At 68.1% G+C, this 26,471-nt stretch carries 22 protein-coding genes and 3 pseudogenes; 17 read left to right on the top strand and 8 right to left on the bottom strand.

Going from position 1 to position 26,471, the window contains the following annotated elements:
• Positions 1 to 170 precede the first annotated feature (170 nt).
• From VZL07_RS08525 to VZL07_RS08575, 11 genes and pseudogenes are all read left to right on the top strand, one after another.
• On the top strand, positions 171 to 1,496 hold the full coding sequence (locus tag VZL07_RS08525) for an IS701 family transposase (protein ID WP_426749769.1): 1,326 nt from the start codon (positions 171 to 173) through the stop codon (positions 1,494 to 1,496).
• A 220-nt stretch (positions 1,497 to 1,716) separates the two neighbouring features.
• Positions 1,717 to 2,754, top strand: coding sequence for a DUF2169 family type VI secretion system accessory protein (locus tag VZL07_RS08530; protein ID WP_426754857.1), 1,038 nt, complete (start codon positions 1,717 to 1,719; stop codon positions 2,752 to 2,754).
• A gap of 39 nt (positions 2,755 to 2,793) precedes the next feature.
• Positions 2,794 to 2,886: pseudogene (locus VZL07_RS08535) on the top strand (DUF4150 domain-containing protein); the annotation flags it as partial.
• Between the two features lie 57 nt (positions 2,887 to 2,943).
• Positions 2,944 to 4,160 (top strand): IS3 family transposase gene (locus VZL07_RS08540; protein WP_426749965.1). Its coding sequence is split into 2 segments (ribosomal slippage): positions 2,944 to 3,286 and positions 3,286 to 4,160, totalling 1,218 coding nucleotides; the frame shifts between segments, so codons are not numbered across the junction.
• Between the two features lie 27 nt (positions 4,161 to 4,187).
• Positions 4,188 to 4,565: pseudogene (locus VZL07_RS08545) on the top strand (DUF4150 domain-containing protein); the annotation flags it as partial.
• Between the two features lie 5 nt (positions 4,566 to 4,570).
• A complete protein-coding gene (locus VZL07_RS08550; RefSeq protein WP_426754858.1) occupies positions 4,571 to 5,185 on the top strand; it encodes a DUF6484 domain-containing protein in 615 nt (204 codons plus the stop codon).
• 4 nt (positions 5,186 to 5,189) lie between these two features.
• On the top strand, positions 5,190 to 6,506 hold the full coding sequence (locus VZL07_RS08555) for a TIGR02270 family protein (protein WP_426754859.1): 1,317 nt from the start codon (positions 5,190 to 5,192) through the stop codon (positions 6,504 to 6,506).
• The gene (locus tag VZL07_RS08560) at positions 6,503 to 7,693 is read left to right on the top strand and encodes a beta-ketoacyl synthase N-terminal-like domain-containing protein (RefSeq protein ID WP_426754860.1); all 1,191 of its coding nucleotides are present in this window, start codon (positions 6,503 to 6,505) and stop codon (positions 7,691 to 7,693) included. Before VZL07_RS08555 ends, VZL07_RS08560 begins: the two co-directional genes overlap by 4 nt.
• A gap of 18 nt (positions 7,694 to 7,711) precedes the next feature.
• The gene (locus VZL07_RS08565; RefSeq protein ID WP_426754861.1) at positions 7,712 to 8,740 is read left to right on the top strand and encodes an AHH domain-containing protein; all 1,029 of its coding nucleotides are present in this window, start codon (positions 7,712 to 7,714) and stop codon (positions 8,738 to 8,740) included.
• The gene (locus VZL07_RS08570; RefSeq protein ID WP_426754862.1) at positions 8,737 to 9,348 is read left to right on the top strand and encodes an imm11 family protein; all 612 of its coding nucleotides are present in this window, start codon (positions 8,737 to 8,739) and stop codon (positions 9,346 to 9,348) included. Before VZL07_RS08565 ends, VZL07_RS08570 begins: the two co-directional genes overlap by 4 nt.
• A gap of 33 nt (positions 9,349 to 9,381) precedes the next feature.
• A complete protein-coding gene (locus VZL07_RS08575; RefSeq protein WP_426754863.1) occupies positions 9,382 to 10,182 on the top strand; it encodes a hypothetical protein in 801 nt (266 codons plus the stop codon).
• Positions 10,183 to 10,253: 71 nt separating this feature from the next.
• Here VZL07_RS08575 and VZL07_RS08580 read toward each other — a convergent pair whose 3' ends face one another.
• From VZL07_RS08580 to nagB, 3 genes are all read right to left on the bottom strand, one after another.
• Complete coding sequence (locus VZL07_RS08580) at positions 10,254 to 10,805, bottom strand: hypothetical protein (protein ID WP_426754864.1); 552 nt, start codon at positions 10,803 to 10,805, stop codon at positions 10,254 to 10,256.
• 114 nt (positions 10,806 to 10,919) lie between these two features.
• Positions 10,920 to 12,434 carry a M91 family zinc metallopeptidase gene (locus VZL07_RS08585; protein ID WP_426754865.1) on the bottom strand — a complete coding sequence of 505 codons (1,515 nt, stop codon included), beginning with the start codon at positions 12,432 to 12,434 and terminating at the stop codon, positions 10,920 to 10,922.
• Positions 12,435 to 12,543: 109 nt separating this feature from the next.
• Complete coding sequence (gene nagB, locus VZL07_RS08590; RefSeq protein WP_426754866.1) at positions 12,544 to 13,275, bottom strand: glucosamine-6-phosphate deaminase; 732 nt, start codon at positions 13,273 to 13,275, stop codon at positions 12,544 to 12,546.
• A gap of 309 nt (positions 13,276 to 13,584) precedes the next feature.
• Here nagB and VZL07_RS08595 point away from each other — a divergent pair, with 309 nt between their 5' ends.
• The 4 genes from VZL07_RS08595 (at position 13,585) to VZL07_RS08610 (ending at position 18,635) form a co-directional block, all read left to right on the top strand.
• Positions 13,585 to 14,622 (top strand): 6-phosphofructokinase, encoded by a 1,038-nt coding sequence (locus VZL07_RS08595; protein WP_426754867.1) that lies wholly within the window; start codon positions 13,585 to 13,587, stop codon positions 14,620 to 14,622.
• 89 nt (positions 14,623 to 14,711) lie between these two features.
• Positions 14,712 to 16,355, top strand: coding sequence for a long-chain fatty acid--CoA ligase (locus VZL07_RS08600; protein WP_426754868.1), 1,644 nt, complete (start codon positions 14,712 to 14,714; stop codon positions 16,353 to 16,355).
• 525 nt (positions 16,356 to 16,880) lie between these two features.
• The gene (locus VZL07_RS08605; RefSeq protein ID WP_426754869.1) at positions 16,881 to 17,828 is read left to right on the top strand and encodes a hypothetical protein; all 948 of its coding nucleotides are present in this window, start codon (positions 16,881 to 16,883) and stop codon (positions 17,826 to 17,828) included.
• 114 nt (positions 17,829 to 17,942) lie between these two features.
• Positions 17,943 to 18,635: a hypothetical protein gene (locus VZL07_RS08610; protein ID WP_426754870.1), complete on the top strand. Its 693-nt coding sequence runs from the start codon at positions 17,943 to 17,945 to the stop codon at positions 18,633 to 18,635.
• 79 nt (positions 18,636 to 18,714) lie between these two features.
• On the opposite strand, the gene VZL07_RS08615 is transcribed toward VZL07_RS08610, so the two are convergent.
• Positions 18,715 to 20,736 carry a hypothetical protein gene (locus VZL07_RS08615; RefSeq protein ID WP_426754871.1) on the bottom strand — a complete coding sequence of 674 codons (2,022 nt, stop codon included), beginning with the start codon at positions 20,734 to 20,736 and terminating at the stop codon, positions 18,715 to 18,717.
• 218 nt (positions 20,737 to 20,954) lie between these two features.
• On the opposite strand from VZL07_RS08615, the gene VZL07_RS08620 reads away from it, so the two are divergent.
• Both VZL07_RS08620 and VZL07_RS08625 read left to right on the top strand, forming a co-directional pair.
• The gene (locus tag VZL07_RS08620; RefSeq protein ID WP_426754872.1) at positions 20,955 to 21,488 is read left to right on the top strand and encodes an FHA domain-containing protein; all 534 of its coding nucleotides are present in this window, start codon (positions 20,955 to 20,957) and stop codon (positions 21,486 to 21,488) included.
• 255 nt (positions 21,489 to 21,743) lie between these two features.
• On the top strand, positions 21,744 to 22,961 hold the full coding sequence (locus tag VZL07_RS08625) for a metallophosphoesterase (protein WP_426754873.1): 1,218 nt from the start codon (positions 21,744 to 21,746) through the stop codon (positions 22,959 to 22,961).
• On the opposite strand, the gene VZL07_RS08630 is transcribed toward VZL07_RS08625, so the two are convergent.
• The 4 genes and pseudogenes from VZL07_RS08630 to VZL07_RS08645 all read right to left on the bottom strand — a co-directional run bounded on the left by VZL07_RS08630 (position 22,915) and on the right by VZL07_RS08645 (position 26,460).
• Positions 22,915 to 23,586 (bottom strand): class II aldolase/adducin family protein, encoded by a 672-nt coding sequence (locus VZL07_RS08630; protein ID WP_426754874.1) that lies wholly within the window; start codon positions 23,584 to 23,586, stop codon positions 22,915 to 22,917. The two genes, VZL07_RS08625 and VZL07_RS08630, sit on opposite strands and share 47 nt — an antisense overlap.
• On the bottom strand, positions 23,583 to 24,689 hold the full coding sequence (mtnA, locus tag VZL07_RS08635; protein ID WP_426754875.1) for an S-methyl-5-thioribose-1-phosphate isomerase: 1,107 nt from the start codon (positions 24,687 to 24,689) through the stop codon (positions 23,583 to 23,585). The genes VZL07_RS08630 and mtnA overlap by 4 nt, the downstream gene beginning before the upstream one ends.
• Positions 24,686 to 25,570, bottom strand: a complete 885-nt coding sequence (locus tag VZL07_RS08640; RefSeq protein WP_426754876.1) for an S-methyl-5'-thioadenosine phosphorylase — start codon at positions 25,568 to 25,570, stop codon at positions 24,686 to 24,688. Before VZL07_RS08640 ends, mtnA begins: the two co-directional genes overlap by 4 nt.
• A gap of 99 nt (positions 25,571 to 25,669) precedes the next feature.
• Positions 25,670 to 26,460 (bottom strand): annotated as a pseudogene (locus VZL07_RS08645) (aldo/keto reductase).
• Positions 26,461 to 26,471 lie beyond the last annotated feature (11 nt).

A 26,471-nucleotide genomic window follows, 5' to 3' on the forward strand; every position in this document is an offset into this window, starting at 1 on the left:
CGTCGCATGCTGCTCACCTTCTGACTCGACTTTCGCCCTTTTGGGCTGTGTGGCCCAAGCAAGGGGGCGAGGGTAGGACGGGCTGAGGGTAGGAGAAGAGCGGCCATCGAGGCCAGCTGAGTGAGGTGTCCGGCAAGACACGCCTCCTCCAGCACCTTCGAGGTCTCCCGATGGCCGCCTCCCAGTTGTATGCACTGTTGCAAGTCTTGCAGCTGGTTCGGCCGGCATTTACTGAGCCCTCGTTCCTGCGCTTCCTGGTCCTGTTCGCCGGCTGGGTGAGCTGTGGCGGCACGCACGCGGTCACCGGGGCGCTGGTGGCCTCGGGCGTCGCGGGCGTGCAGCACCATGCGGCCTTCCATCGCTTCTTCTCGCGGGCTCGCTGGAGTGCGGACGAGGTAGGCCGACTGCTACTTCTGAAGCTGGCGGCCCTGGGGCCCGTGCGGCTGGTCCTCGACGACACCCTGTGCAGCCACAAAGGGCCGAAGGTTTTCGGCCTGGGCAGCCACCTGGATGCGGTGCGCTCCAGCCGGGCCGTGCATGTCTTCTGCTTCGGCCACGTCTGGGTGACGCTCGCGGTGCTGGTGCACGTCCCCTTTGCTTCGCGCCCCTGGGCGCTGCCCGTCCTCTTCCGGCTCTACCGCACCCAGGCCGAGTGCCAGAAGAAGGGCCTGCGGCACCGGAAGAAGACGCAGTTGGGCCGAGAGCTGGTGGAGCGTGTCCTCGCCTGGCTGCCCACCGGTTGCCTGGAACTCGCCGCTGACGAGGCCTACTCATGCAGCACCGTGCTCGAGGGCTTGCCGCAACGACTCATCTTCGTCGGCGCCATGCGCCCAGACGCCGTGCTGACTCGCCCGCGCACGCAGCGCTGCCGCTCGCCGAAGACGGGCCGGTGGCTGACGCGAGACGTGCCGGTGCCCAAGCCCGAGGCCCTCGCACGAGATGGCGCGCTGCCTTGGCAGCGGATGACGGCCTTTCTCTACGGCCAGTCGCGACAGGTGGACTGCAAGGAATTGGTGGCTCGGTGGAAGAGCGCGGCCGGAGCGCGGATGCTCAAAATCGTCATCGTACGGATGACGGGCGGCAGCCGGCCCCTGCGAGTCTTTTTCTGCACCGACGCCTCCCTCACCGCCCTCCAGGTGGTGGAAAGGTATGCTTTCAGGTGGAGCATTGAAGTGCTCTTCCGGGACTTGAAGCAGCTGCTCGGCTTCGCCGACTCGCGAGCCCGCCGCCGCCTGGCCGTGCTGCGCACCGCGCCCTTCGCAGGCTTGAGCTACACCCTGCTCGTCCTCTGGTACATGGAACTGGCCACCAGTTGGCAGCAGCTGAAGCTACCTCTGCGGCCCTGGTACACCACCAAGACCACTGTCAGCTTCGAGGATGTCTTGCGCCTGGCTCAATCCACCCTGGCCCGTACCCGCTGGCACTCGCCGCGTCGACTTCGCGCCAACTTACGCGCTGCCTCCCGTGCCACGCCCTCCCAAGGGCGCGCGGCGTAGACCTCCGCGCGCGCTCCCTCGCCCCAAAAGGGCGAAAGTCGAGTCTGAACCTTCGGTCCACACGAAGCGCGGGAGAGCCACGGAAGCGGGTCACGCCCAACGCGGTGGCGTAGCAGTGAGCGTGCCGACCGTGTACGACAGTCAACCATGCTGGCATCCCGAGCGACCGTCGTAACGGCATGGTATTGGATTGGCGAGTACGATGCATGGGGGGCACCTCGTGGGACAGTTCGCAGTAGACAACCCAACGCCGCTGCCATTCGAGGCGCTAGCCCTCACCGATGAAGAGACTCGTCCTGCCCTGATACTGATCGCGAAGGCCACCTACACCATTGGCGAGAATGGGCTGCATTTCGCCGATGAACAGGTCCCCGTGAATGCCGCGGGTGAGTTCTGGGGCGCCCCCGGGGAGTCCAGCTACCGGTACGAGCCCGAGGTGGCCCTCACCAAGGTTGCCACGGACGTGGTGCTGCTGGGCCACGCATACGCCCCCGCCCGGGGAACAACGGAAACCCTGGTGACGCTTCAGGTGGGCCCCTTGAAGAAGGCCGTGAGGGTGGTGGGAGAGCGCACGTGGTTTCGCAGCCTGGGACGCGTGTCCATGACGAAACCTCACCCCTTCGAGCGCATATCCCTCACCTGGGAACGTGCCTTCGGCGGCTGGGATAGGAGCCACGAGGACTCGAAGAAGCACACCTTCGAGCCGCGCAACCCGGTGGGCGTGGGCTTCCGCGCGAGCCCACGTCATTTCGAGGAGGGCCTGCGACTGCCCAACCTTGAGTCTCCCGAGCATCCACTTCGCGAGTTCGGCCAGTCTGTCCCTCCTGCGGGCTTCGGTTTCACCTCGCCTCACTGGAACCCGCGTGCGGCCCTGGGCGGCACATTTGACGAAGCCTGGGCGAAGACGCGAAAGCCGCGGTGGCCCAGGGACTTCGACAGGCGATTCTTCAATGCGGCGCCTTCAGGCCAGGTGGCTTCGGGCTACCTGCGAGGCGACGAGCCTGTCGTCATTGCCAATGCCTCGCCGCAAGGCCGTCTCGCGTTCCACCTCCCGGGCATCCCGCCACCGCAGGTGACAGCGGTGGTGGCCGGTGGAGCGGACGTTCAGCCCGAGATGCGCCTGGACACCGTCATTCTCGACACGGATGCTCACCAGGTGCAGTTCCTATGGCGGACATGCCTCCCCCTGCACAACGGGCCTCATGACGTGCGTGCCCTCGCGGTGCGCGCAGAGGGCTTCGCAGCTGCGAACCCTTGAGGCACGCTCCCTCTGGCTCAACCTCACCAGGAGGCAACAGTGGCGAATACTGTCGGCGTCAACAAGATGTCCGTGGTGACGAAGGACTCCAACGGCACCACTGTTGCCTTCCCAGACGTGTGCAAGACACCCTGGTGTAGCCCCCTGAAGAGTCGGACAGGCTCGTTCGGCTAATAAGCGAGTCTGAGCATGGAGAAGAAGAGCCAAGAGGGAGCCCCTGAGGGGGCGGAGAAGGGCAAGCGCCGTCGGCGGTATTCGGCGGCGGAGAAGCTGCGCCTGGTGACTGAGTGCGAGGCGCCGGGCAGTAGCGTGTCCCTGGTGGCGCGGAAGTACGGCATCAGCCCCAGCCAGCTTTTCCGCTGGAGGCACCTGAAGGAGGCGGGCGGCGTGTCCGGCCTGCGGGCCGGGGAGGCCGTGGTGCCCGAGTCCGAGGTGCAGGCGCTCAAGGCCCAGGTGCGAGAGCTCCAGCGGCTCTTGGGCAAGAAGACACAGGAGGCGGAAGTCCTCCGGGACGCGGTGGAGTTGGCCCGCGAAAAAAAACTATTGTCGCCCGCGGCCTTGTCGAAGCTGGGAGGCATCCTGTGAGCGCGGTGGCCCGGACCCTCGGCGTGTCCCGCTCCACCCTGCATCGTCCCTTGGGGGCTCGGGAGCCCCGCCGCCCAGACGCTCATGCCGACGCCGAGGCGCTGGAGGGACTCAAGGCCGTCGCCCAGGAGCGCGCCACGTACGGCTACCGCAGGGCGTGCGCCGTCCTCAACCGACAGCGCCGGGCAGCGGGGAAATCGCCCGTCAACCACAAGCGGGCGTACCGGCTCATGCGCGACGCCCAACTCCTCCTCCAGCGACACACAGGGAAGCCTACTCGTACCCACGAGGGCACCATCATCACGCTGAAGTCCAATCTGCGCTGGTGCAGCGACGGCTTCGAAATCCGCTGCTGGAACGGCGAGCGCGTCCAGGTGGCCTTCAGCCTCGACTGCTGCGACCGGGAGCTCATCGCGTACCGTGCCTCCGTCGAGCACCCCACCGGCCTCACCATTCAGGATTTGATGGCCGAGACGGTGGAGGCCCGCTTCGGCCCGGGCACCTCGAGGGCGCCCCACCCGGTGGAGTGGCTGTCGGACAACGGGCCCGTCTACACGGCCAAGGACACGCGCGATTTCGGCCGGAATCTGGGCCTGGTGGTATGCACCACGCCCGCCTACTCCCCGGAGAGCAACGGCATGGCCGAGGCTTTCGTGAAGACGTTCAAGCGCGACTACGTGTACGTCAACGACTTGCCCTCCGCTTCCCACGTCCTCACCCGGTTGCCCGTCTGGTTCGACGACTACAACCGCTGCCACCCTCATCGCGGATTGAAGATGATGTCACCCCGCGAGTTCCGTAGTGCTAACTCTCAACCCTGAGCTGTCCGATTTGACGGGGGCAACTACACACCCAGCCCTGCGGGGCCCGTGCCCATTCCCTACCCCAACATCGCGAAGTCCTCGGACACGGCCCAGGGCACCACCTCGGTGAAGGTGGAGGGCAATCCCGTCTGCGTGAAGGACTCCAACTTCTCAACCAGCACGGGAGACGAGGCTGGCACGGCGGGCGGAGGCGTGGCCTCGAGCAAGACGAAGGGCAAGGCCGAGTTCGTCAACTTCTCCTTTGACGTGAAATTCGAAGGGAAGAACGTGGCACGAGCCTTCGACCTGATGCTCCACAACGACAAGAACACCCCGCCCTTTCCCTTGATGCAGCCGCCCGTGGTGGCCATGGGCAAGGACGCGGGGCCCGTGAAGTGCCTCGTCTGCGACAAGGAACTGTGAAGCCCATGAAGCCCACCTTGCAGACACACGACGAGGAAGCTCCCACCACGCCGGAGTCCTGGCTGGCGCCTCGACAGGGATGGATGGCGGGCCGTGACGAGGACGGCAGGCTGCTGGTGGACTTCCCGGGCAACCCTGGCGGCCCCGCGGCCGCGACACTGGCCATGCCCATGGACACGCAGGCGGCGAAGGCGGCGGTGGCCCGCCGACAGGCGGTGATGCTGGTTTTCGAGCGTGCGGACCCGCGCCGTCCTCACGTCCTTTCCCTGGTGTACACGCCAAGTGAGACGCCGCTGCTGGACTCGGTGCTGGAGGCCACGGCGGCCCAGCCTCCGGAGGACGTGCGGGTGGATGGCAAGCCCCGAGCGCTCGACGTGAAGGGAAGCGAGACGGTGTCTTTCTCCTGCGGGGCGGCGCGCGTCAGCCTCCAGCCCCAGGAACTGCTGCTGGCGTGCTGGGACGTGCGGGTGAAGCTGACGCGCCAGGAGCTTCTCCTCCAGTGCGGGGAAGCCAGCTTCCTCCTCCAACGAAACGGACGGGCGGTGACTCGGGGCGTGCGCATCGAGTCCCACGCGGAGGACACCCAGCGCATTACCGGCGGCGTGGTGGAGGTGAATTGACGTCATGGCGGCGCCAGCATTGAGCGACGAGCTCTTCCTCAACTGGGAGAGCTATGAGGAACAACTGGGGGAAGCGGAGTTCCACTGGGCGCAGCGTGAGCGACAGCTGGACTCTCCGGAATACCGGCTCCCTCAACTGAGGGAACGCGAAGAGCGCCTGCTGGCCAGCGAGGACATGCTGGTGCTGGGAGGCGCACCGGTGGCCTGGCGCCTGTTGGTACCGGCCCTCGAGTCGGAAACGCCCGCGCGCATTGCCGCGGCGACGCATGCGCTCCTCCTGGGCCGGGAGCCGGGCATCGAGGAGACACTGCTGAAAGCGATGGAGGGCGAGACCGAGGGCGTGCTGCCCGCCATGGCTTCCGCCATGCAGCGGGCGGACGCTCAGGTACTGCCGAGCGGACTGTCGCGGCTGCTGACGGCACCTTCCACGGCCCTGCAGGCCACGGTGCTGGAAGTGCTGGGGGCCCATGGCGCGGTGCCTGTGGAGGCCGTCCTGTCGCTGCTGGAGCACGAAGACTCACGCCTGGTGGCCACCGCGCTCCGTGTGCTGGTCCAGGCCATGAAACCACCTCCACCCTCGCGACAAGTCCTGGAGCAACTCCTTGCGGCCTCCGAGCCCGAGGTCCGGGACGGTGCCCTGGAATGGGGTCTCGTCACCGGCCAGCGAGCGGCCTGGGCAGCGTGTGCGGCACTTCTCTGCACGCCCGATGCCCGCCTGCCCCGGCTGCTGTGGGCCCTGGGCGCCGACGAGAAGGAGGTGCTCAGGCTGGTGGCGCTGCTGGACAATGCAGACATCCGCCCGGACGCACTCTGGGCCCTGGGCTTCTCCGGGTGGAAGGTGGCCATGGAAGCTTGTCTGCCGTGGATGAGCGACGAGGCGGCCGCATTGGCCGGCGAGGCCTTCTCTGCCATGACGGGCCTGCGCCTGGAGGGCCGCTATACCTCGTCGCGCATAGAAGACGCGGCGACGGTGCTGGATGAGAATCCCGAGGCAGACGTGCGCCGCGGCATGGAGGAACTGCTGCCCCTGCCCCACGTCCAAGCGGTAACGGACTGGTGGAGAGAGAACCACGCCCGCTTCAGTGCAGGCCAGCGATACCTGCAGGGCAGCCCCTGGGCCGCCAATACCCTGCTGGACGCACTGGAGGCGACCCCGCTGCGTCGCCGTCACGCCCTGGCACTGGACGCTACGCTGCGCAGCCGGGGCGCGGTGCGCATTCCTACGCGCGGCTGGGTACACCAGCAGGTGGCTGCCCTGCGCGCGGCACGCGCATTGGGCCCCCGCGCCTTGGCGCGCCCCTTCACGGAGGGACTCTCGTGAAGCCCTCCAACTCCCTTCGAGCCGAGTGCCCACCGGGCACCATTGCCGTGACGGGCCTGGGCATGACGTCCTCACTGGGGCTGACGGCGGTGGCCTCCTGCGCCGCGGCTCGGGCAGGGGTGACGCACTGGGCTCCCCTGGAGATTGAAGAAGCGGACGTGAAGAATCTGCGGAGTGTGCCGCTGAAGGGGCACGCAGCGCGGGGTTACACGGACGGATTCTCCGGCGTGGGCCGTCTGCTGAGGCTCGCGGACGGCGCGTTGGCGGACGTACTGGAAGATGCCAGGCTCAAGCCCGCAGACGTGAGCCGCACCGGCATCTTCCTCTGTGTCGCCGGTGACTTGTACGCGCGCGTGCGAAGTGAGTCGGTGCGATACGAAGAAGGCGTGACACCGGAGCTGGCCGAAGCCCTGGAGGAGGAAGCTGCAGAGGCGCGCAAGGAGGCGCGTGCGCACGTGGGCAGGCGGCTCCTTCCCCAACTGTTGACGCTTCACGGACTGGGTATTCCCGAGGGTGCGCAGGACTACTTCACCGGAGGCGCCGCTTCCTTCGCCAGCGCCCTGGCTAGAGCAATGGAGCTCCTGCGCAGCCGTATGGTGGACCGGTGCCTGGTGGGAGGCGTGGACAGCCTCGTGGAAGGGGCCGCGCTAGAGGACGCGTACGAGCTGGGCCTGGTGCGCACGCCAGAGTCGGCGGTGGGCTTCTTCCCCGGCGAGGCCGCGGCCTGGGTACTTCTGGAGCGCGCGGATGCGGCGCGAGCACGCAATGCTGCCGCGCTGGCCTGGATGGGGAACGTGGCCGTGGAGAGAGAGTCCTTCCACCGTTTTTCGGGTGACGTCCCCGTCGGAGCGGCCCTCCTGCGCGCAGTCACCTCTTGCTGCAGTGGACGGAAGCCCGAAGAGACGGGCCTATTGCTCGCCAACCTCAATGGCGACGAGTGGCGCGCTCGAGACTTGGGGCTCGCCCTCTCCGAAATGAAGGAAACAGGCTTACCCGCGGACGCGCCTCGCTGGTACCCCCCCGCGTCCTTCGGCGAGGTGGGCGCAGCGACAGGCGCAGTCTCCACGTGTATGGCAGTGCGGGGCTTTGCCCGGGGTTATGCGGGCGCGTCCTCGGCGCTGGTATTGCTGCTGGCGGACGATGAAGCTCGGGGCGCATTCTTACTCCACGACGCGAAGACGAGCTGAACACGACGGAGGCGAGCCATGGCAGACGACAAGGCCCTACAGGAAGCTCGGGCCCGCTACGAGAAAGCCAAGGCGGAGGCGGACGACGCGAAGAAGGCGGCCGACGAGGCTCGCGCCCGGGCGAAGGAGAACGAAGGGCGGCTGAAGGAAGCCCAGGAGAAGCTCAAAAAAGCCCGCGAGGAGCGCAAGGGCGGCATCGGCAAGGCCGAGAAGGAGCTGAAGGAAGCAGCAGGCCCCGAGAAGGAGGCTGCCAAAGCAGAGAAGGCCGCCGAGTCAAAGGAGCGCGCAGAGCACCTCTCCGCCATCATGGCGGCCGACAGCCACAAGCACGGCGAGCAAGAGGGATGTGTCACCCGGTGCATCTGGGACAAGGCGCAGCCGCCCACCTGGAGGCGCAAGTGTCTCTTCAAGGGCCACAACCACCGGGAGAACGGTGTGAAGTACCAATTCGCCAACGAGGCCGACTGGTACAACCTGGACTTCCGGGACAAGAATGGCGCGCCACGCAAGCGGCTGAATCAGCAGTTCAGCGATGCGCAACTCGGACGGCGCAAACAGGTGAACAACCCCACCATCAGCAAGGATTGCTGGTGGATGAGTAATTACGGCGTCAACTTCCGGACCAGCAGTCGGCCCTGGGCAAACGACGCCCATCACCTCATCCCGATTGAGTCACTCGCAACGTTCTTCGGCGACAAACTCCTGGTCCTTCAGGCCGCGAAGTACAACATCAATACGGGCGTCAACATCATGATGCTCCCCACCCAAGAGAAGTACGGGCGCATCTATCAACTTCCCATTCATCCTTCCAACCACCCCGACTACAACGAGGCAGTCAAGAGACAACTCAAGGGCATCAAGAACAAGCTGAACAAACGCGCAGAGAAGTCAGGTGGACATCCCGACCTCTCGGACGCAACCGCCAGTGGCTGGAAGGAAGAACTCAACAATTTCTCGCTCGACGTGCGTCCACGCATCCGGGAGAAAGCGGTCGAGTCTTTGCAAGCCAACCTGCTCCTCCATATCAACGACGCTCTCGGGGCATGACTCCCAATACGCGACATACATTTATGGAATATTTCATTCTCGAAATGCGCCTGACGCCGGAAAACTGCACCATCAGTGAGAGCCCCGAGCCACTGGATAGCAAGCAGTGGCGAATTGCAGAGGGCGAGAGAATGGGGGAGCACTATTCTTCCAACACTCAGTTGCAGATGGACAAGCATCACAAGGGATTGGGCACCCCCGACTTCCTGCACAATACGCTGTTGCTTCCAATGGTCTCAAAGAAGTTACGTGCACTCCTTGAGGCAGAAGCCGACACCGAGATCGAGTACCTGCCGTTTGTGCTGCTTAATCACAAGGGACGTGCAGTAGAACAGGAATTCTATATCGCAAATATCATCGGTACCCAGGACTGTGTCGACCGAGGCAGGACGGAAGCCCGTGAGTCGGCGCTTGAACCCGGGCAATACTCTGGACTTTTCAGGCTATTCCTTGACCCAGGCCGCATCGACCCGAAAGCGAAGCTCTTTCGAATCAGCGCAAAGCCCACGGTGCTCATCGTTCGCAGTGACCTGCGGGCCGCAATGGAGCGCGACGGAATCACCGGTACGCGCTACATAGCAATGGGCGAGAAGTGCATGATTTATTGAGAGCCGCAGTGCATCGGAACTCCTTTTCACGCCATGAAGCTAGAGACCGTCCGCGAAAATACGCAGTTGCGTCTGCACGATGCTCTCGAACTATGCATCCAAGGGCCGAAGGACTTATCGAGCAAGGCACACTTTTTGAGTTCATACTTCTATCGGCGGCTCGCGATTTGCGAACTGCTGATAGAGGCACGCTCGGACCGCTTCGCGGCATTTCTCAGTAAGTCGGCGCAGGCGCGTCGGCATTTTCTCAGACTTGTGGCTCAGGGGCAGAACGCCGACCCAGAATTCATCTGCGCAAGCCGGAACTTCCCCTTTGTCGATGCACTCGCAGCCGGGCAGATCGAGCTTGCAGTGGAGTTGGCGCGACTCTCGCCAGACCATCAGGCCCAGGGTGCCGAATATGAAGATGATTTCCTCCTCCATCGCTTTCTTCAGCGCTTCACTCTTAGCCTGTGCGGAAGGGAGGCATTTGACTTTCCCGCCATGCTCCAGCGCTGGCAACAGGTCATTGGCTGGACGTTCGACCCGTACATGCGCGCCTGCCAGGCCCTGCTGGACAGGGACGTAGCCGAGCTGAATGAGGGGCTGCGCGACGCCATTGCCTCACGACAGAAGTCCTTCGAGGAGGAGAAGAAGCAATCCGTGCCGCAAGACAGGCGCCTCACAGAGGGATATGTCTTCATGAACGGCCTGGCCTTTTTGCGCTTGGCCGAGTTGCAGGACATGCCTGTGCAGCGCGAGTACCGCATGATACCCAAGTTCGCGCGCATACCACTTGGGCCCCCACTGCCTCATGATTCGTGGATGCACCCTGAAATGGGCATGCCACGATAGGGGGCACGCTCATCACCACACCAGCAGCCTCTGGGAGGGCACCATCGAACCGGGAACTGCGCCCGCGGGGCCTACTTCGCAGCCGCTGCGGGAAGCGGCAACGGCGCGCTTTCGAGCACCCGCTGCGCCTTGAGCGTCTGGCCGTACTCCGTCGTCTCGTACACCGTCCCCCGGGCCTCCTGAGCCCCGTGCCGCCTCAGCTCCGGCGAGTCCAGGACGTAGCCCACCCGCAGGCGCAACTCACGCACCGCCTCGAGCGGGAGCGTCTCTGCCGGCTCGGTGCCGTAGGGCGATGCCGCCGTCAGCGGCAGCGGCAGCACCACGCGCCGGCGCGCCGTCTGGCCCGCGTCCACGCGGGACACGGCGGGGACCTCGGGCGCCTCCACGAGCATGTTCTCCGGCACCGGCAGGAGCATCCGCGCGACGACGACGTGGCTTCCCCCCAGCTCCACGTAGGCCTTGTCTGGCGCGAGCTGGCGCCGGCCCGTGGGCCCCTCATCGTACAGTCCGTCGACGAGCCAGAGCGCATGGGCGCCGCGGTTGTGCACCTCGTAGGAGAGCACCAGCGCCTCCGCGGTGCGCTCCACCGGCTTCACCTTCAGCTCCACGTCCGCCTCAGCCACGCGTGTCCTCCCGCTCTCGGCGGGGCCCATGGACGCTCGCGCACAGCCGAGCAGCAGCAAGGCCCCCACGCCCCATCCTACCCAGCCGGGTGCGCTCATGCCGGCACCTTCGGGCTAGTAGCGCGGCCGCGTCGGCAGGTTCAGCTCGTCGCGGAGGTCATTCTCCGTGGAGCGGTCCGCCTCAATGCGCGGCGTGCTCGGGTCTCCGTCGTGGTCATACGGCAGGCCCACCGTGGACTGCTCCACGTTGATGACGCCGTCCGTCTCCCCGCGCGGCAGCGTGCCCGTGACGAAGTCCGAGGCATGAATCAGCTCGTGGAAGAGGCCCACCACCGGCGGCCGGCTCATCCACTCCTCGTCGCCCAGGGAGATGCGCGACGGGTTGTAGTTCACCTGCGAGTCGGTGCCCTTCCCCGGCTTCCCGTCCGTGCCCATGTAGCCGTCATTGAAGTTCGTGGCGCCCGCGGTGTTGCCCCGGGTCGTCTCGCGGATGGTCGTGGACCGGCCGCTGCCATCCAGCCGGCGCAGCAGCGCCTGCCCTTCCGGCAGCGAGCGGAGCGCGTCCAGGTCCGACTGCACGCGGGCCGTGAAGTCCGCGTTGCCCGTCACCGACACGGAGCGGCCCAGCGTCTCCGCGTCCGACAGGTCGACCACCTGCCGCGAATCGCCGGCCTCCAGCTCCCGCACGTCGTCGTCTTCCTGCACGTAGAGCGTGTCGTCGCCGGCATCTTGCCGGACGGTGTCCCGGCCCAGGCCTCCCGCAACCGCGTCGTTGCCCCGGCCTCCCACCAGCGCGTCGTCGCCACGGCCGCCCAGCACCTGGTCATCGCCGTCGCCCCCGGAGACGAAGTCACTGCCCGCGCCTCCGTCCAGGTAGTCGCGCCCCGCGCCGCCGGACATGCGGTCATTGCCGTCCAGGCCATACATCACGTCCCGGCCCTCGCCGCCGTACAGCCGGTCATCCCCGGCGCCCGCGTCCAGGTAGTCGTCGCCGCCCGCGCCGCGCAGCGAGTCGTTGCCGGCGCCCCCTCGGATGACGTCGGCGCCCTCTCCTCCGTCGAGCATGTCGTCGCCCGCGCCGCCCACCAGCGTGTCGTCGCCCGCGCCCCCTTCGATGCGCACGCCCTGGGTGACGCTCGCGTCCACGGTGATGGTGTCGTTGCCGTCACCGCCCCGGATGACGGCCGTCCGCGCCTGCTCCGCGGTGAGCGTCACCGTGTTGCCCCCCGAGCGCACCTGGAGCCCGCCGTCCGCCGTCTGGGAGACGGTGGCGGTGTCGTTACCGCTGGAGAGCTCCACCACGGTGCGGCCCGCGGCGTCGGTGGACACCGTCGGCGCCACCGCCCGAGCCGAGGAAGGAGGGCTCGCCGGCGCGGGGGCTTCCGCCTTCTGCCCCGCCCCCGCGACGAAACCATCCACCTCCGACAACACCGGCTTGCGCGAGGGGGCCGCCCCGCGCGGCGCGGTGTCGAAGCCGTCGCGGAAGCGACCGGCGACCGCGTTCTTCACGGCATTCCCTTGGGGCTGCGGCCTGGCCTCGCTGGGTGACTTCTGCGCCACCTTGGGCTCCACCGTCCGGGTCTGGGGGGAGGACGACGGACGGGAACCGGCGCTTCCAATCGAGGACATGTCGCTGTTCCAGGGGGAGTGGAGGGCTGCGGGGCAGCCGCATCCACGGTCCGGATGCGGAGGAAAAGCCCTGTGTGCAATTATCGCAAATGCACGTCCCCGAGTTGCCTCACGCCAGCGCGCGCGCCGCCGCCGGGTCCAGCCACACCTCCGCGTCCGGATGGAGCTGGAGGAAGGAGGCGGGACAGCGCGGCGACACGGGGCCCCGCACCATGGCGCGCACCGCCGCCGCCTTGGCCTCGCCGAAGGCCAGCAGCACCGCCCGCCGGGCCTGGAGGAGGCCGGCCATGCCCAGCGTGAGCGCCTCCAGCGGGACGCGGGTCGCGTCGTCCCCGAAGAGCATCGCATTCGCCTCGCGCGTCTCGCGGCTCAAGCGCACCCGGTGGCACCGCGCCCGCAGGCCGTCCGAGGGCTCGTTGAAGGCCAGGTGCCCGTTCGCCCCAAGCCCCAGCAGCACCAGGTCCAACCCGCCCGCTTCGGCAATCCGGGCGTCGTACCGCTCGCACTCCGCCTCCGCGTCCGCCGTGGCGCCGTCCAGGAAGTGGATGTGTTCCGGCGCCAGGTTGACGTGCTGGAAGAGGTGCCGCTCCATGTACGCGCGGAAGCTGCCCCCGTCGTCCGCGGAGATGCCGAGGAACTCGTCCAGGTTGAAGGTGCGCACCTGGGACAGGTCCAGCCGGCCCTGCCGGTAGAGCCCCACCAGCTCCCGGTACACGTTGAGCGGCGTGCGCCCCGTGGGCAGCCCCAGCACCAGCGACGGCCGGGCCGCCACCGCGCTGGCGATTCGCTGGGCGCACGCGACGGCGGCCTCCCGTTCGGAATCGAAAACGCGGATGTTCACCAGTGTCTCACTCCCCGAAGCCAGGCCCGGAACATAGGCACGCCGCCCAGGCCCATCCAGGGCATGCGCTCCGGGCCCGCCGCTGAATCGCGCCCCAGCCAGCGCTGGCAGCGGTGGCATGGCCCACCGGCAGGAGCCCCGAATGCGGGTCCGAGCCTGTCGATAACGCGACTTGTCAACACTTCCCGCGGACAACGACAGCGCGACCGTCCCGAGGCGCCCGCCGCGAGTGGCTGGAAGGTCCCCGGGTGAGCGCTCGTCGAAACTTGGGCGTCGCGTCCGTCGCCGGGCGCGATAGAACGTTTCTCCATGAAAGTCGCCGTGCTCACCGGCGGGGGCGACTGCCCCGGCCTGAATGCCGTCATCCGCGCCGTCGTCCGCCGCGCCAACGCCCACGGCTTCGAGATGATGGGCCTCCGAGATGGTTGGAAGGGGTTGCTGGAGGACAACCACTTCCGCCTCACGCGTGAAACCACGTCCGGCATCCTCCACCGGGGCGGCACCATCCTGGGCACCTCGCGCGTCAACCCGTTCAAGGTCGAGAATGGCCTGGAGCGCGTCAAGCGCGCCGTCGAGCGCAATGGCATCCACGCCATCATCGCCATCGGCGGCGAGGGCACGCTGTCCGCCGCCACGCGCATGTCCCAGGAAGGGCTGCGCATCGTCGGCGTGCCGAAGACCATCGACAACGACATCAACGCCACGGACTTCACCTTCGGCTTCGACACGGCGGTGGCCATCGCCACCGAGGCCATCGACCGGCTCCACTCCACCGCCGAGTCACACAAGCGTGTCATCGTCTGCGAGGTGATGGGCCGTCACGTGGGCTGGATTGCCACGTACGCGGGCATCGCTGGCGGCGCGGACGTCATCCTGGTGCCGGAGATTCCCGCCGACCTGGAGAAGGTGGCCGAGCACATCCAGCGCCGCCACGCCGGCGGCCGCACCTTCTCCATCGTCGTGGTGGCGGAGGGCACGCGCATCAAGCTGTCCGCGGATCAGCAGGAGCAGCTCGTCACCAGCGGCGCGCTCGACGAGGCAGGCAGGCCGCGGCTCGGCGGCGTGGGCACCATCCTGGCGCAGGAAATCGAGCGGCGCACCGGCTTCGAGACGCGCGTGTCCGTGCTGGGCCACATCCAGCGTGGCGGCGCGCCCACCGCGCATGACCGCGTGCTCGCCACCCGCTACGGCGTCCATGCCTGCGACATGGTGGCCCGCGGCGAGTTCGGGAAGATGGCCGCGCTGCGTGGCAACGACATCATCAGCGTGGACCTGGCCGACGCCACCCGCGAGCTGAAGCGCGTGCCGCAGGAGTTCTTCGAGGTCGCCCAGGTCTTCTTCGGCTGACGCGGCGCGACATCACGGAGCGCGGATGATGCGGCGCCACGCGCTCCGTTAGCATCGGTACCTCTCCCCGTTCACAAGGAAGGGTGCCGATGCTGCCTGGCCGCATGATGGACTTCCCGCTCACGCTGAGCCACCTCCTGGAACGTGCGCGGACGTTCTTCCCCCGCTCGGAAATCGTCAGCCGCAACCCGGACAAGTCGCTGCACCGCTACACGTACGCGGACTTCTACGAGCGCACGTGCCGGCTCGCCAACGCGCTGACACGCCTGGGCGTGAAGGCCGGCGACCGGGTGGCCACGCTGAGCTGGAACCACTACCGGCACCTCGAGGTGTACTACGGCGTGCCCTGCATGGGCGCGGTGGTGCACACGCTCAACCTGCGGCTGCACCCGAACGACCTGGGCTACATCGCGCGGCACGCCGAGGACACCGTGGTGGTGGTGGACCGCTCGCTGCTGCCGTTGTTCGAGAAGTTCAAGGACGCGGTGCCCAGCATCCGCCACGTCATCGTGGTGCCGGACGCGGGCCCGGCGCCCGAGGGGATGCTCGACTACGAGGCCCTGCTGGCCGCCGAGTCGCCGCGCTTCGACTTTCCCGAGCTCGATGAGAACTCGGCGTCGATGCTCTGCTACACGTCGGGCACGACGGGCAACCCCAAGGGCGTGCTCTACAGCCACCGCTCCACGGTGCTGCACGCCATGGCGTGTTGCATGGCGGACGTGACGGGCATGCGCGAGGTGGACGCGGTGATGCCGGTGGTGCCCATGTTCCACGCCGCCGCGTGGGGCCTGGCCTTCGACACCATCCTCACGGGCGCGAAGCTGGTGTTCCCCGGGCCGCACCTGGACCCGCCGTCCCTGCTGGACCTGATGGCGGCGGAGAAGGTCACGATGGCGGGCGGCGTGCCCACCATCTGGATTGGCATCCTGGCGCTGCTGGACCAGTCGCCGGGCAAGTGGGACCTGAGCAGCATGCGGTCCATGCTGATTGGCGGCTCGGCGGCGCCTCCGGCGCTGATTGAAGGCTTCCGCCAGCGGCACGGGCTGGAGGTGGTCCACGCCTGGGGCATGACGGAGATGAGCCCCGTGGGGACCATGGCGAAGCTGAAGGGCCCGATGCGGCAGGCCGCGCCGGAGGCCCAGGCGTCGGCGCGCGCGTCGCAGGGCTTCGCGCTGCCCTTCGTGGAGACGCGCGTCGCCAGCGACGACGGCAAGCTCCTACCCTGGGATGGAGAGACGATGGGCGAGCTGGAGGTCCGCGGCCCGTGGGTCGCGTCGTCCTACTTCAGCGACGAGGGCGCGGACCGCTTCACCCAGGATGGCTGGTTCAAGACGGGTGACGTCGTCACCATCGACCCGCAGGGCTACGTCCGCATCTGCGACCGCAGCAAGGACGTCATCAAGTCGGGCGGCGAGTGGATCTCCTCCGTCGCGCTGGAGAACGCGTTGATGGCGCACCCTGCAGTCCTGGAGGCGGCCGTCTTCGCCGCGAAGCACCCCAAGTGGGACGAGCGCCCGCTGGCCGCGGTCGCGCTGAAGGAGGGACAGAGCGTCACCAAGGAGGAGCTGACCGCGCACCTGGCCGGCCAGTTCTCGAAGATGTGGCTGCCGGATGACTACGTCTTCGTCCAGCAGGTGCCACGCACCTCGACCGGCAAGTTCCTCAAGACGAAGCTGCGCGAGGACTACGGTGACCACCTGCTCAAGAACCTGAAGCAGGAGGTCGGGACGTAGGTCGCGCACGGCGCTGGAAGCGGAGGCATTGCCCTCCAGGACCGCCGGATGCTCACGAGCGAATGGGCATCAACCTCGACAGAAAGGCGCCTCCGCGCGGGCAAGGGCTCCACGCGGAGGCGCTTTCATTTCCATGCCACTGAGTCTCGCCACGGCATGCCCATGCGCCGAGGCAACCGACTCGCCTTTCGCATAAAGCCCCCCAACAGATGACAGCCTGCCTTCTATTGAGCGGGTATGTGCAGTGAGTACCGTGGTGCTGAGCCGCCAAGTGGTGGTCGTTTGAGATGGCCACGTCCACACGGTCCCCACCGCGAATGGGTGGTTGTCGACTACCGAACCCAGAGACTTCCCCAAACACACACGTCACGCCCCAGGCGTTGACCGAATTCGCCTACCTACCAGACCATCCAAACGGCACCTCCAGACGCAAGAGTTTCTCACCGAGCAAGAGCACCGTGCGCACGAGGTCGCAGGTCGGACAGCGGTGCGTTGTCTCTGAGTCGAAGCCTTGGAGGACACACAATGAAGAGCAAATGTCCATCCTGGTTGGGATTTCTGCTGACGGTTGTCTTGGTGCCGACAGGATGCAGCGATACTCCTGAAGGAGCGCAAGCCCTCATCAGCCTCGCGCCCTCCTCATTGACGGAAGCGCAAGTGACCCTCCAGCAACTCGACCGGCTCTATGAGACGGATCCAGAGGCTGCGCGAGAGGCCGTGCGGAAACTGCGCCCGAAGCTCGATGAACTGAACCACCTTGTTGCGCGTGTCGAGATAGCACCGGAGCACTTCGTCGAGTTCTACGATCCGCAGGCCGGCGGCATCCTCATCGCGGAGCGCGCGCCCATTGAGAATGGACGCCTCCTGCGGGACATGGATGTTGCAGGGCACTCCGCAGTCGAGCTCTATCGGCGGCTCACGGGAGGCGCCACGCCGCCAGAAGCCCTGGTCCAGGCCGAAGCGCGGAGAGAGAGCGCCGCCTCCTCCCGCACGCACGACCCGACAGCCTTGGAAGGATTTGCCCTGGAGCATGTCGGGCCTCCCGGAGACGACCTCCCATCCGTCACCCAGTCCTGGACGGGGACCGATGGCCAACTCTGGAGAGATACCGTTTGCTTCAAGAGCGGAGACCGTTCCGACTGCTTGCCCAACAGAACCGGCAATGGGGGGACGGCTTCGAACGCCAAGACCTCCTTCGCAGAGCTCGCTCCCTATCGGGGGAGCGTAACGATGCGGCGCTCATACGACAATGTCCTCAGAGAAGTCTGGCCCATCTTCGCGGGAGAGCATTGGTGGTTCTTCCAGTCCAGTGCAACCTACGCTCCTTGCCCGAGCTGGCAGGCCTGCGGCACGCGGGAATACTATCTTCGCAATCATCAATGGGATGTCATCGATGGGGAGGGCGATGGCTATCACTTCGCCACTGCCTACAGATGGAACTGTTCATGGATTGCATGCGACGCTCGTCCGTGAATCCGACTGCATGAAATTCGTGCAGCGCGCCGCATCCGGCGATGACCAGGAAATGCCAGGGCTTCGTATATCTCTTGGCGACATCAACCGATGTCCCTTCCAGGAGAGAGAAGCATGTTTGGAGCCTTGCGAATTCCCAAGCTCGTGACAGCCCTTGCGTCCGCCATCGTCGTGCTCGTCTCGGTCCCGGCATTCGCCGGGACTGTCTTCTTCGATACGACGGCCGCCATGCGGAGCGCGGCGGGCTTTCCCATCACGAACCGTCACGACGTGAAATGGGACTACGCGAACCGGAGCGCGGAGGCGGTATGTGCCCAGCACGGTTATGCCCGAGGGATGTACACCGGCGAGCAGGCCGGTGAGCTGATGGGCATCCACTGTTTCACCCACGACATGGTGACCTGGCAGGACGTCCCCGGCAGTGACGTGCGGGCGTGGGCCCTCTGGGATGGGAACTCCACCGCGCTCAGTTCGCAGGCGGCATACAACGCGGGGGCCATCGCGGATCGTGAGTGCGGCTCCACGACGGCGACGGGCTTCTTCACGGGCTTCCACGATACGTCGGCGGACCTCGTCGGACTGAACTGCATCTCGAGCACCTACGTGGTGCGTCGCGGTGTCGACAACGATGACCCCCGGTACCCGTTCCTCCATGGCCTGAACCCGCCGCTGACCTCGTGGTGGTACCTGCGCTTGTCCATCAACCGGGTCTGCCAGGACTTCGGCTACTCCACGGGCACGATGGACAACTACGTCAACACCGGTGTCCCGTTCGTGCTGAACCTCGGACTCAAGTGCATCTACTGAGCTTGAAGTGAAGAAGGGGGGCCCCTGGCGTGAGCGGGCCCCCCTTCGTGCGCGTCAAACCAACGTTTCGACTTCGAGCTCAGTTGCCGCCGAAGCAGACGCCGCCGCAGGTGGTCTCCACCTGGCCGTCTGGCCGCAGGAAGCGGTCCACCTGCTCGCGGCCGTCATCGTCCCGGCGCACGCCCTCGTGGACGGCGTTGTCCTCGGCGGGCAGGTCCGCGAAGGTGCCGGGCAGCGGCGCCGGCAGGCCGAAGTCGAACTGCACCAGCGCCGAGCCATCCACCGTCCCCTCCTCCGCTGGGAGCATGGGCACGCGCCACGTGGAAGGAAGCTGCTGCGTCAGCCCCATGGCCCGGGCGTGCAGCTCGGTGGCGACATTGGGGACCTGCGCGTCGCCCAGGCCGTACTGCACCAGCACCCGGCGCGACGCGGGTGCGCCGGGGTACAGGTCATTGAGGACGTGCGGCGCGTAGGTGAGCGGGTCGATGCGGTCGAACACCGTCTGGGTCAGCGCGGCGAACTTCTGCTGGTCCAGCGCGTCGGGCACCGCCTGGGCGATGGCGCCCAGGAACATGCTGAAGGGCCGCGCCCGAAACATCATCAGCGAGAAGTCCGCCCCGCCCACGCTGAACACCGCCCGCGAGACATGCGGCGACAGCGCCACGTACGTGCCTCCCAGGATGTGGCCCTGGCTGATGCCGTAGAAGTACGTCTGCTCCGGGTCGTAGACGCGCACGCCATTGTCCTGGAGCTCCGGCAGCGCGGCGAGCGTCGTCCGCGCCGCGTAGGTGACGGCCATCTGGTTCACCATGCCCTGGTGCACGCGGTCGGTGAAGCGCATCGTCTGGTCGGGGGCGGCCGCCATCGCCTGGAGCACGCCCGGCGCATCCGCCTGCGACATGCCCCACCAGTCCACCGTCAGCACCACCATGCCCGTGGCCTGGATGAAGGGCCGGACGAAGGAGCCATCCGCCTCGGCCTGCCGCCCGAAGAAGCCGTGGCCGTACTGGAGGAAGCGCACCGGCGCCACACCCTGGCCCCACACGCTGCGCGGAATCTGGAGCGTGAAGGGCACCTCCGCGTCTCCGTTGCGGCGCACGCGGCCCTCCTCGTCGCGCGCGAGCAGCGCTCCCGGCTGGTCGCTCTCCAGGAAGAGCGGGACGCGCAGGGTGCCAGTGATGCGCCGGGCCACGTTCGCGTCCACGTCATCCCGCACCTCCGACACCGTGACGACGGGCGGCGTGGCCTCCATCGCCTCCATGGCCAGGCGACGCACGTCCAGCATGTCCCGCGTGACGTTCTCCTCGGACTCGGTGGTGAAGTCCCACGCGAGCTGGAGCTCCGAGCGCGGCACACCGGCGGCCTCCAGCGCCGGGAAGATTTCGGTTTCGTACCGGGCGGCCAGGGGCGCCAGCAGCGGGTCTCCAGCCGTCTCGCCATCGCGGATGCGCCGGAAGCCCTCGGGCACCGGCACCGGCGTGCCGTCCTTCGCCGTCAGCCCTCGCAGGGCGATGATGTAGCGGGCCGAGTTGCGCAGCCGCGCCACGGGACGCAGCAGCAGCGCCCGGCGCGCATCATCCGGCGCCCGGGGGTCCAGCTCCGCGAAGTGGAGCACGCCCTCGCCCCGCTCCGCGTCGAGGAACACGGTGCTCCCGCTCGTCTCCGCCGTGGGGCTCGACACCGAGGGCAGGCTCGCGCCGTCCACGCCCCCCGGGAAGAGCGCGAGCACCTGCGAGCCGTGGGAATAGCCATCCGCCGGGTGGAGGTCCGTGAAGTCGAACACGGTGCCACCCTGCGTCTTCAGCTTCGCCGCCTCCGTCAGCCGCACGCGGTGGCCCGACGGGAGCGCCGCATCCTCCTGGAGGTAGTAATCCGAGGGGTACGGCAGCAGACAGTCATGCTCGGAGGCCAGCGGGTTGCAGCCCGTGGGCACCACCAGGGGCGGCAGCTCCGCGCCCGCGTCGGGCTGTCCCGCATCGGGGACGCCCGTGCCGGCATCCGGTGGTGGCGTGCCTTCATCCGAATCGCCGCAGGCGGGGGTCACCGCCAGCAGCAGCACCGCCCATAGCCCTGCCCCGTAGCGCTTCATCCGCATTCTCATGTTGTCGCTCCTGATGGGTTCGCGGAGTGCTCGTCTGCTCCCCGGTTCGATGAAAGCGGACGTCACGGGCGTGTGAAAGGTGGCGTGCGTCATGGCACGCGGCCACGGCGCCCCGGGCGAGCAGGCGAAGGGAGCACCCGACAGACGGTGGACAGTTGGCGCGCGCCCATGGCGGTCGAGTGCCCGGATTCCGCAGCGCGGTTTAAGGTGCGGGCACCATGCCGTCCGTCAAGCAACTGCGCCCGTTCGCCCTGGCAACCCTGGAGGCCTTCCTCGATGCCTCGGGCCGCGTCGTGCTGGTCCAGCAACCCCCCGAGCCCGTCTTCCAGCAGGTGGCCATGCGCCTCGGCGAGGCACGTACGGTGGGTATGGCCCACCGCAGCCGGCTCGTGGACCGGCTCTTCGTGATGCTGCGCGGCTTCGACGCCCTGGAGGTTCACTTCCTCCGGCCCGAGGTGGACGGACAGGAGCTCTCGGTGGGACGCATCGAGGGCTGCGCGCTGGTGGTTCCCGAGCCGTCCGTGTCCAAGCACCACGCGACGCTGCGGTGGCACGCGGCGGCCGGGGACTGCTCGGTACGCGACGCGGGCTCCATGAATGGAACCTGGGTCAACGCCTCGGCCCTGCAGCCGGACCAGGAACGCATGCTCAACGACGGCGACGCGCTGGCCTTCGGCGACGCCCAGTTCCTCTACCTGCGCACGGAGACGCTGCACGCACATCTGCGCATGGCCAGCCCCGGCCGGGGCTGACGGGCCCGGGGCGCTCCGCTCCAGTCCGCGCGACCCGCCACCTGGAGCGGCCCCGTATTCATTGGAATGGAACCTCCGTTCCACGCGTAGTGGGGTCAACCCAGGTGGGCAGCCCGGCAGAGGGCCTCTCCACCGACTGGTTGCCCGCGCTCCCGTCCGATGACACCGCTCACCCTGCCCTCCGGTCGCTTCCTGCGGCGCAAGTCACCCTCTCCGGCTATGACTCCTCCCCCCAACGTCAAGGGAGCACCGTAAATGGGCAGGTTGCTGTTCCTCCTCGTCTTCAACGTGGGTGCCTGGGCCGTGCTCCGGTCGCTGTGGCCTGGCCTCCTCCAGAGGTGGCGCCTGGGTGTCTTCGTGGGCGGGACCTTCCTGTCGCTGGTGGCGTGGGCCTACTCCGCGGTGGCCGGCCGCCATGCCCAGCTCCCGGTGGGCGACGCGGCCCTGCGCGTCTTCTCCGTCGGGTGGTCCGTCGCCATCATCATGGTGGTGCTGGTCGGCGCGCCCTTGCTCCTGCTGCGCAGGTGGCTGGAGCGCCCCGCCCGGAAGCAAGCGCAGGCCGCCGAGGCCACTCCCGCGCCGGTGAACCTGGGCCGCCGCAACCTCCTCACCCACGCCGGCCGCGCGGTGCCGCTGCTGGCGGCGGGGACCAGCTCGGTGGGCCTGGCCAACGGCAACGCGCAGTTCTCCATCCGCGAGGTCGACATCCGGCTGCCCGGCCTGCCCCCGGCCCTGGACGGCTTCCGCATCGGCCAGATTACGGACGTCCACGTGGGCACCTTCATCGACACCCGCTACCTGCAGGACGCGGTGCGGGCGATGAACGACGCCCAGGTGGACCTCCAGGTGATGACGGGGGACCTCATCGACGACCTGGAGCAGCTCGACGGCACCATGGCCGCGCTGTCGGAGTGCAAGGCCCCGCACGGCATGCTCGCCATCCTGGGCAACCACGAGCACTGGCGCGGCCTGCGCGCCATCCGCCGGGCCTACGCAGACGTGGAGGCGCGCGGCGGCCCCGTGCGCCTGCTGGTGGACGCGTCCCATGCCTTCGAGCACGCCGGGCAGCGCGTGCGCGTGGTGGGCGTGGACTACCCCATGTCGGGGCGCAGCCACCGGGTGAAGGCCGAACGCATGCAGGAGTCCGCGGAGGTCGCCTTCCGCGACGTCGCGCCGGGCGAGGTGGTGCTCTGCCTGACGCACCACCCGGACTTCTTCCCGCTCGCCGCCGAGCGCGGCGCCCGGCTCACGCTGGCCGGCCACACCCACGGCGGGCAGGTCGCCTTCCTGGGCGTCCCGGCCTTCTGGTTCGCCTTCAAGTACATGCTGGGCCGCTACCGCCAGGGCGACCACCAGCTCTACGTGTCGGGCGGCACCGGGCACTGGCTGCCCTTCCGCATCGGCGTCCCCGCGGAGGTGACGGTGCTCACCCTTCGGGCGTCGGGAGCGCCGGCTGCTGGCCGTACGTCTTGAACTTCTCGAGGACGCGCGCCATCTCCGCGCCGTCCAGCAGCACCGGCTCGCCCACCTGGAGCGCCCGCCAGTACATGGCGGCCAGCGTCTCCACCTCCACGGCCAGCTTGAAGGCCGCCGCCAGGTCCCTGCCCACCGCCACCATGCCGTGGTTCGCCATCAGGCACGCCTTGCGCCCCTCCAGCGCGGCCAGCACGTTGCGAGCGAGCTCCGGCGTGCCGAACGTGGCGTAGGGCGCGCAGCGCACGTCGGTGCCTCCCGCCGCGGACACCATGTAGTGGAAGGCGGGGATGTCCCGGTGCAGGCACGCCAGCGTGGTGCAGAACATGGAGTGCGCGTGCAGCACCGCGCCCACCTCCGGGCGCGCGGCCAGGATGTCGCGGTGGAGCTGCCACTCCGAGGACGGGCTCCGCCGGCCCTCGTGGCTGCCGTCGAGGCGCATGAAGACCAGGTCCTCCGGCACCAGCGTGTCGTAGTCCATGCCGGTGGGCGTCAGCAGGAAGCCGCCCTCCACGCGCACGCTCAGGTTGCCGGAGGTGCCCTGGTTGAGCGACGACGCGTTCATCCGCCGGGCGGTGGCAATCATCAGCTCGCGCAAGGCGAGGTGCTCCCACGCGCCGCTCATGACGCCCTCCCCCGCCGCTCCGGGAAGAGCGACAGCAGGCCCGCCTCGGTGGCCGGACACACGCCTCGCTCGGTGATGAGCGCCGTCACCAGGCGCGCGGGTGTCACATCGAAGGCGTAGTTCGCCGCGGGGCTCCCCTCCGGCGTAATCCGCACCGTGGCCACCTCGCCCGACGCCAGGCGCCCGGTGACGTCGCTCAGCTCGGTGCCGTCGCGCTGCTCAATGGGAATCGCGCGCACGCCGTCCCGCAGCGTCCAGTCGATGGTGGGCGACGGCAGCGCCACGTAGAAGGGCACGCCGTTGTCCTTCGCCGCCAGCGCCTTGAGGTAGGTGCCAATCTTGTTCGCCACGTCGCCCTGGGCCGTGGTGCGGTCCGTGCCGACGATGCACAGGTCCACCTGCCCGTGCTGCATGAGGTGGCCCCCCACGTTGTCGGCGATGACGGTGTGAGGCACGCCGTGCTGCCCCAGCTCCCACGCGGTGAGCTGGGCGCCCTGGTTGCGCGGGCGCGTCTCGTCCACCCAGACGTGGACCGGGATGCCCGCGTCGTGCGCCTGGTACACGGGCGACAGCGCGGTGCCGAAGTCCACCGTGGCCAGCCAGCCGGCGTTGCAGTGCGTGAGCACCTCGAGCCGACCCTGCCGCCCCTTGCGCGCCCACGCCTCTTCCAGGAGCTTCAGGCCATGCGCGCCGATGGCGCGGTTGATGGCCACGTCCTCGTCGCTGATGGCCTCGGCGCGGCGCAGGGCGGCGGCCACGCGCTCGGAGGGCGGCAGCGGCGCAAGCACCTGCCGCATATCGTCCAGCGCCCAGTGCAGGTTGACGGCGGTGGGCCGGGTGCCGCGCAGCACCGTGAGGGCGTGCTCCAGCGCGCCGTCGGAGGCGTCCGCGCGCAGGGCCAGCCAGACGCCGTAGGCCGCGGTGGCGCCGATGAGCGGCGCGCCGCGCACCTGCATGCTCCGGATGGCGTGGGCGGCGGCCTCCAGCATCCCCAGCCGCACCGTGACGAGCGCGTGCGGGAGCCGCGTCTGGTCGATGGCCTCCGCGGCCTCGCCGCCGGGCGCGAGCCAGATGGAGCGCATCGGCTTGCCATGGACCTTCATTTGCGCAGCACCCGTCCGGCCACGGCGGACAGCTTCTCCACCATCCCCGCGTCCCAGGCCGAGGGCGCGGTGATGATGGCGTGCTCCAGGGCCTTCTGGCATCCCTGCTCGCACGGCCCGGCGTGCGCGCCGAGCAGGGGCACCACGTTCTTCACCAGCCCCTTCGCCTTGCCCGCGTTGCCCAGCAGCACGGAGACGACCTGGTCCACGGTGACGGCGTCATGGTCCGGGTGCCAGCAGTCGAAGTCGGTGACCATGGCCACCGTCGCGTAACAGAGCTCCGCCTCCCGGGCGAGCTTGGCCTCCGGCATGTTCGTCATGCCGATGACGTCGCAGCCCCAGCTCCGGTACACGTGGCTCTCCGCCCTGGAGGAGAACTGCGGCCCCTCCATGGCCAGGTACGTGCCGCCCCGGCGCACGACGACGCCCAGGCCCTCACAGGCGGAAATCACCGCGTCGCCCAGCCGCGAGCACACGGGCTTCGCCATGGAGACGTGGGCCACCAGCCCCGTGCCGAAGAAGCTCTTCTCCCGGGCGAAGGTCCGGTCGATGAACTGGTCCACGATGACGAAGGTGCCCGGCGGGTACTCCTCGCGCAGGCCGCCCACCGCGGACAGCGAGAGCAGGTCCGTCACGCCGCTGCGCTTGAGCGCGTCGATGTTCGCGCGGAAGTTGATGTCCGTGGGGGCCAGCCGGTGCCCCCGGCCGTGACGCGGCAGGAAGACCACGCGGTGGCCCCCGAGCATGCCGAAGCACAGCTCGTCCGATGGCTCGCCGAAGGGAGAAGTCACCTTCTTCCATTCGACGTCCGTCAGTCCGTCTATCTGGTACAGGCCACTGCCGCCGATGATGCCGATGACAGGTGAGGTGGAGGTGGACATGCGGCGGGCTCCCGGTCAGCGCGGGCACGAAGGCCGTGCCGGCGCTGGGGAGCGTAGGAGCCGGCGTGGGCCCCGGCAAGCCAGGGCGCAATCCCCAGACTACGGCGCCGTGATGGCGGAGAGCCTGCCGACCTCGTCCGGCGACAGCGTGAGCCTCGCGGGCTCGAACAGGGCCCCGAGCTGCTCCAGGGTCCGCGCGCTGGAGATGGGCGCGCCGACGACACGCTGAGCACGCAGCCAGGCCAGCGAGACGGCCGTGACGGACACGCGGTGTGCCGCCGCCACCTCGTCCAGGGCAGCGAGCAGGGTCAGGTTCCGAGGCTGGGACAGGTAGGCCTCCGCGGCCCCCGCGCGTGAGGACGCCACCTTCTGTCCTGGCCGGTACTTGCCGGTGAGGAACCCCGACGCGAGCGACCAGTACGGCAGCTCCTTCAGGCCCTCCTTCTCCAGCAGGGGCACCAGGGTGCTCTCGGGCCCACGCTCGACGAGGTTCCAGTGGTCCTGGGAGACCTCGAAGGCGCGGAGCCCATTGCCTCGGGAGAACGCGAGCGCCGAGGCGAGCCGCTCGGGCGAGAAGTTCGACGCCCCAGGGCGCGGACCTTGCCTTCCTTCACCAGGGCGTCGAACGCCGCGAGGTACTCGGGCTGCTCCACCTTCGGGTCGTCCTCGTGCGCGTAGTAGAGGTCGACGTAGTCCGTCTGGAGACGCTTGAGCGAGCCCTCGATGGCGGCGCGGATGTTCGCGGCGGACAGGCCCGGCTGCGCCTTCCACTTCGCGACCTTCGTCGCGACGAGCACCTTGCTCCGATTCCCCCGGGCCGCCATCCACTCGCCGATGAGCTGCTCGGACTCGCCGCCCTTCGCTCCGGGCGCCCCAAACGACAAAGCCATCAGTGACTTCC

Origin of the sequence: Pseudomyxococcus flavus, from assembly GCF_050038885.1 — a bacterium.
Taxonomy (GTDB): domain Bacteria; phylum Myxococcota; class Myxococcia; order Myxococcales; family Myxococcaceae; genus Myxococcus; species Myxococcus flavus.

Excerpts from the sequence above, each read along its gene's own strand:
- VZL07_RS08525 (WP_426749769.1), top strand. The coding sequence starts at position 171 with ATGGCCGCCTCCCAGTTGTATGCACTGTTGCAAGTCTTGCAGCTGGTT.
- VZL07_RS08550 (WP_426754858.1), top strand. The coding sequence starts at position 4,571 with ATGAAGCCCACCTTGCAGACACACGACGAGGAAGCTCCCACCACGCCG.
- VZL07_RS08555 (WP_426754859.1), top strand. The coding sequence starts at position 5,190 with ATGGCGGCGCCAGCATTGAGCGACGAGCTCTTCCTCAACTGGGAGAGC.
- VZL07_RS08565 (WP_426754861.1), top strand. The coding sequence starts at position 7,712 with ATGGCAGACGACAAGGCCCTACAGGAAGCTCGGGCCCGCTACGAGAAA.
- VZL07_RS08570 (WP_426754862.1), top strand. The coding sequence starts at position 8,737 with ATGACTCCCAATACGCGACATACATTTATGGAATATTTCATTCTCGAA.
- VZL07_RS08575 (WP_426754863.1), top strand. The coding sequence starts at position 9,382 with ATGAAGCTAGAGACCGTCCGCGAAAATACGCAGTTGCGTCTGCACGAT.
- VZL07_RS08585 (WP_426754865.1), bottom strand. The coding sequence starts at position 12,434 with ATGTCCTCGATTGGAAGCGCCGGTTCCCGTCCGTCGTCCTCCCCCCAG.
- VZL07_RS08595 (WP_426754867.1), top strand. The coding sequence starts at position 13,585 with ATGAAAGTCGCCGTGCTCACCGGCGGGGGCGACTGCCCCGGCCTGAAT.
- VZL07_RS08600 (WP_426754868.1), top strand. The coding sequence starts at position 14,712 with ATGCTGCCTGGCCGCATGATGGACTTCCCGCTCACGCTGAGCCACCTC.
- VZL07_RS08605 (WP_426754869.1), top strand. The coding sequence starts at position 16,881 with ATGAAGAGCAAATGTCCATCCTGGTTGGGATTTCTGCTGACGGTTGTC.
- VZL07_RS08610 (WP_426754870.1), top strand. The coding sequence starts at position 17,943 with ATGTTTGGAGCCTTGCGAATTCCCAAGCTCGTGACAGCCCTTGCGTCC.
- VZL07_RS08615 (WP_426754871.1), bottom strand. The coding sequence starts at position 20,736 with ATGAGAATGCGGATGAAGCGCTACGGGGCAGGGCTATGGGCGGTGCTG.
- VZL07_RS08620 (WP_426754872.1), top strand. The coding sequence starts at position 20,955 with ATGCCGTCCGTCAAGCAACTGCGCCCGTTCGCCCTGGCAACCCTGGAG.
- VZL07_RS08625 (WP_426754873.1), top strand. The coding sequence starts at position 21,744 with ATGGGCAGGTTGCTGTTCCTCCTCGTCTTCAACGTGGGTGCCTGGGCC.
- VZL07_RS08630 (WP_426754874.1), bottom strand. The coding sequence starts at position 23,586 with ATGAGCGGCGCGTGGGAGCACCTCGCCTTGCGCGAGCTGATGATTGCC.
- mtnA (WP_426754875.1), bottom strand. The coding sequence starts at position 24,689 with ATGAAGGTCCATGGCAAGCCGATGCGCTCCATCTGGCTCGCGCCCGGC.
- VZL07_RS08640 (WP_426754876.1), bottom strand. The coding sequence starts at position 25,570 with ATGTCCACCTCCACCTCACCTGTCATCGGCATCATCGGCGGCAGTGGC.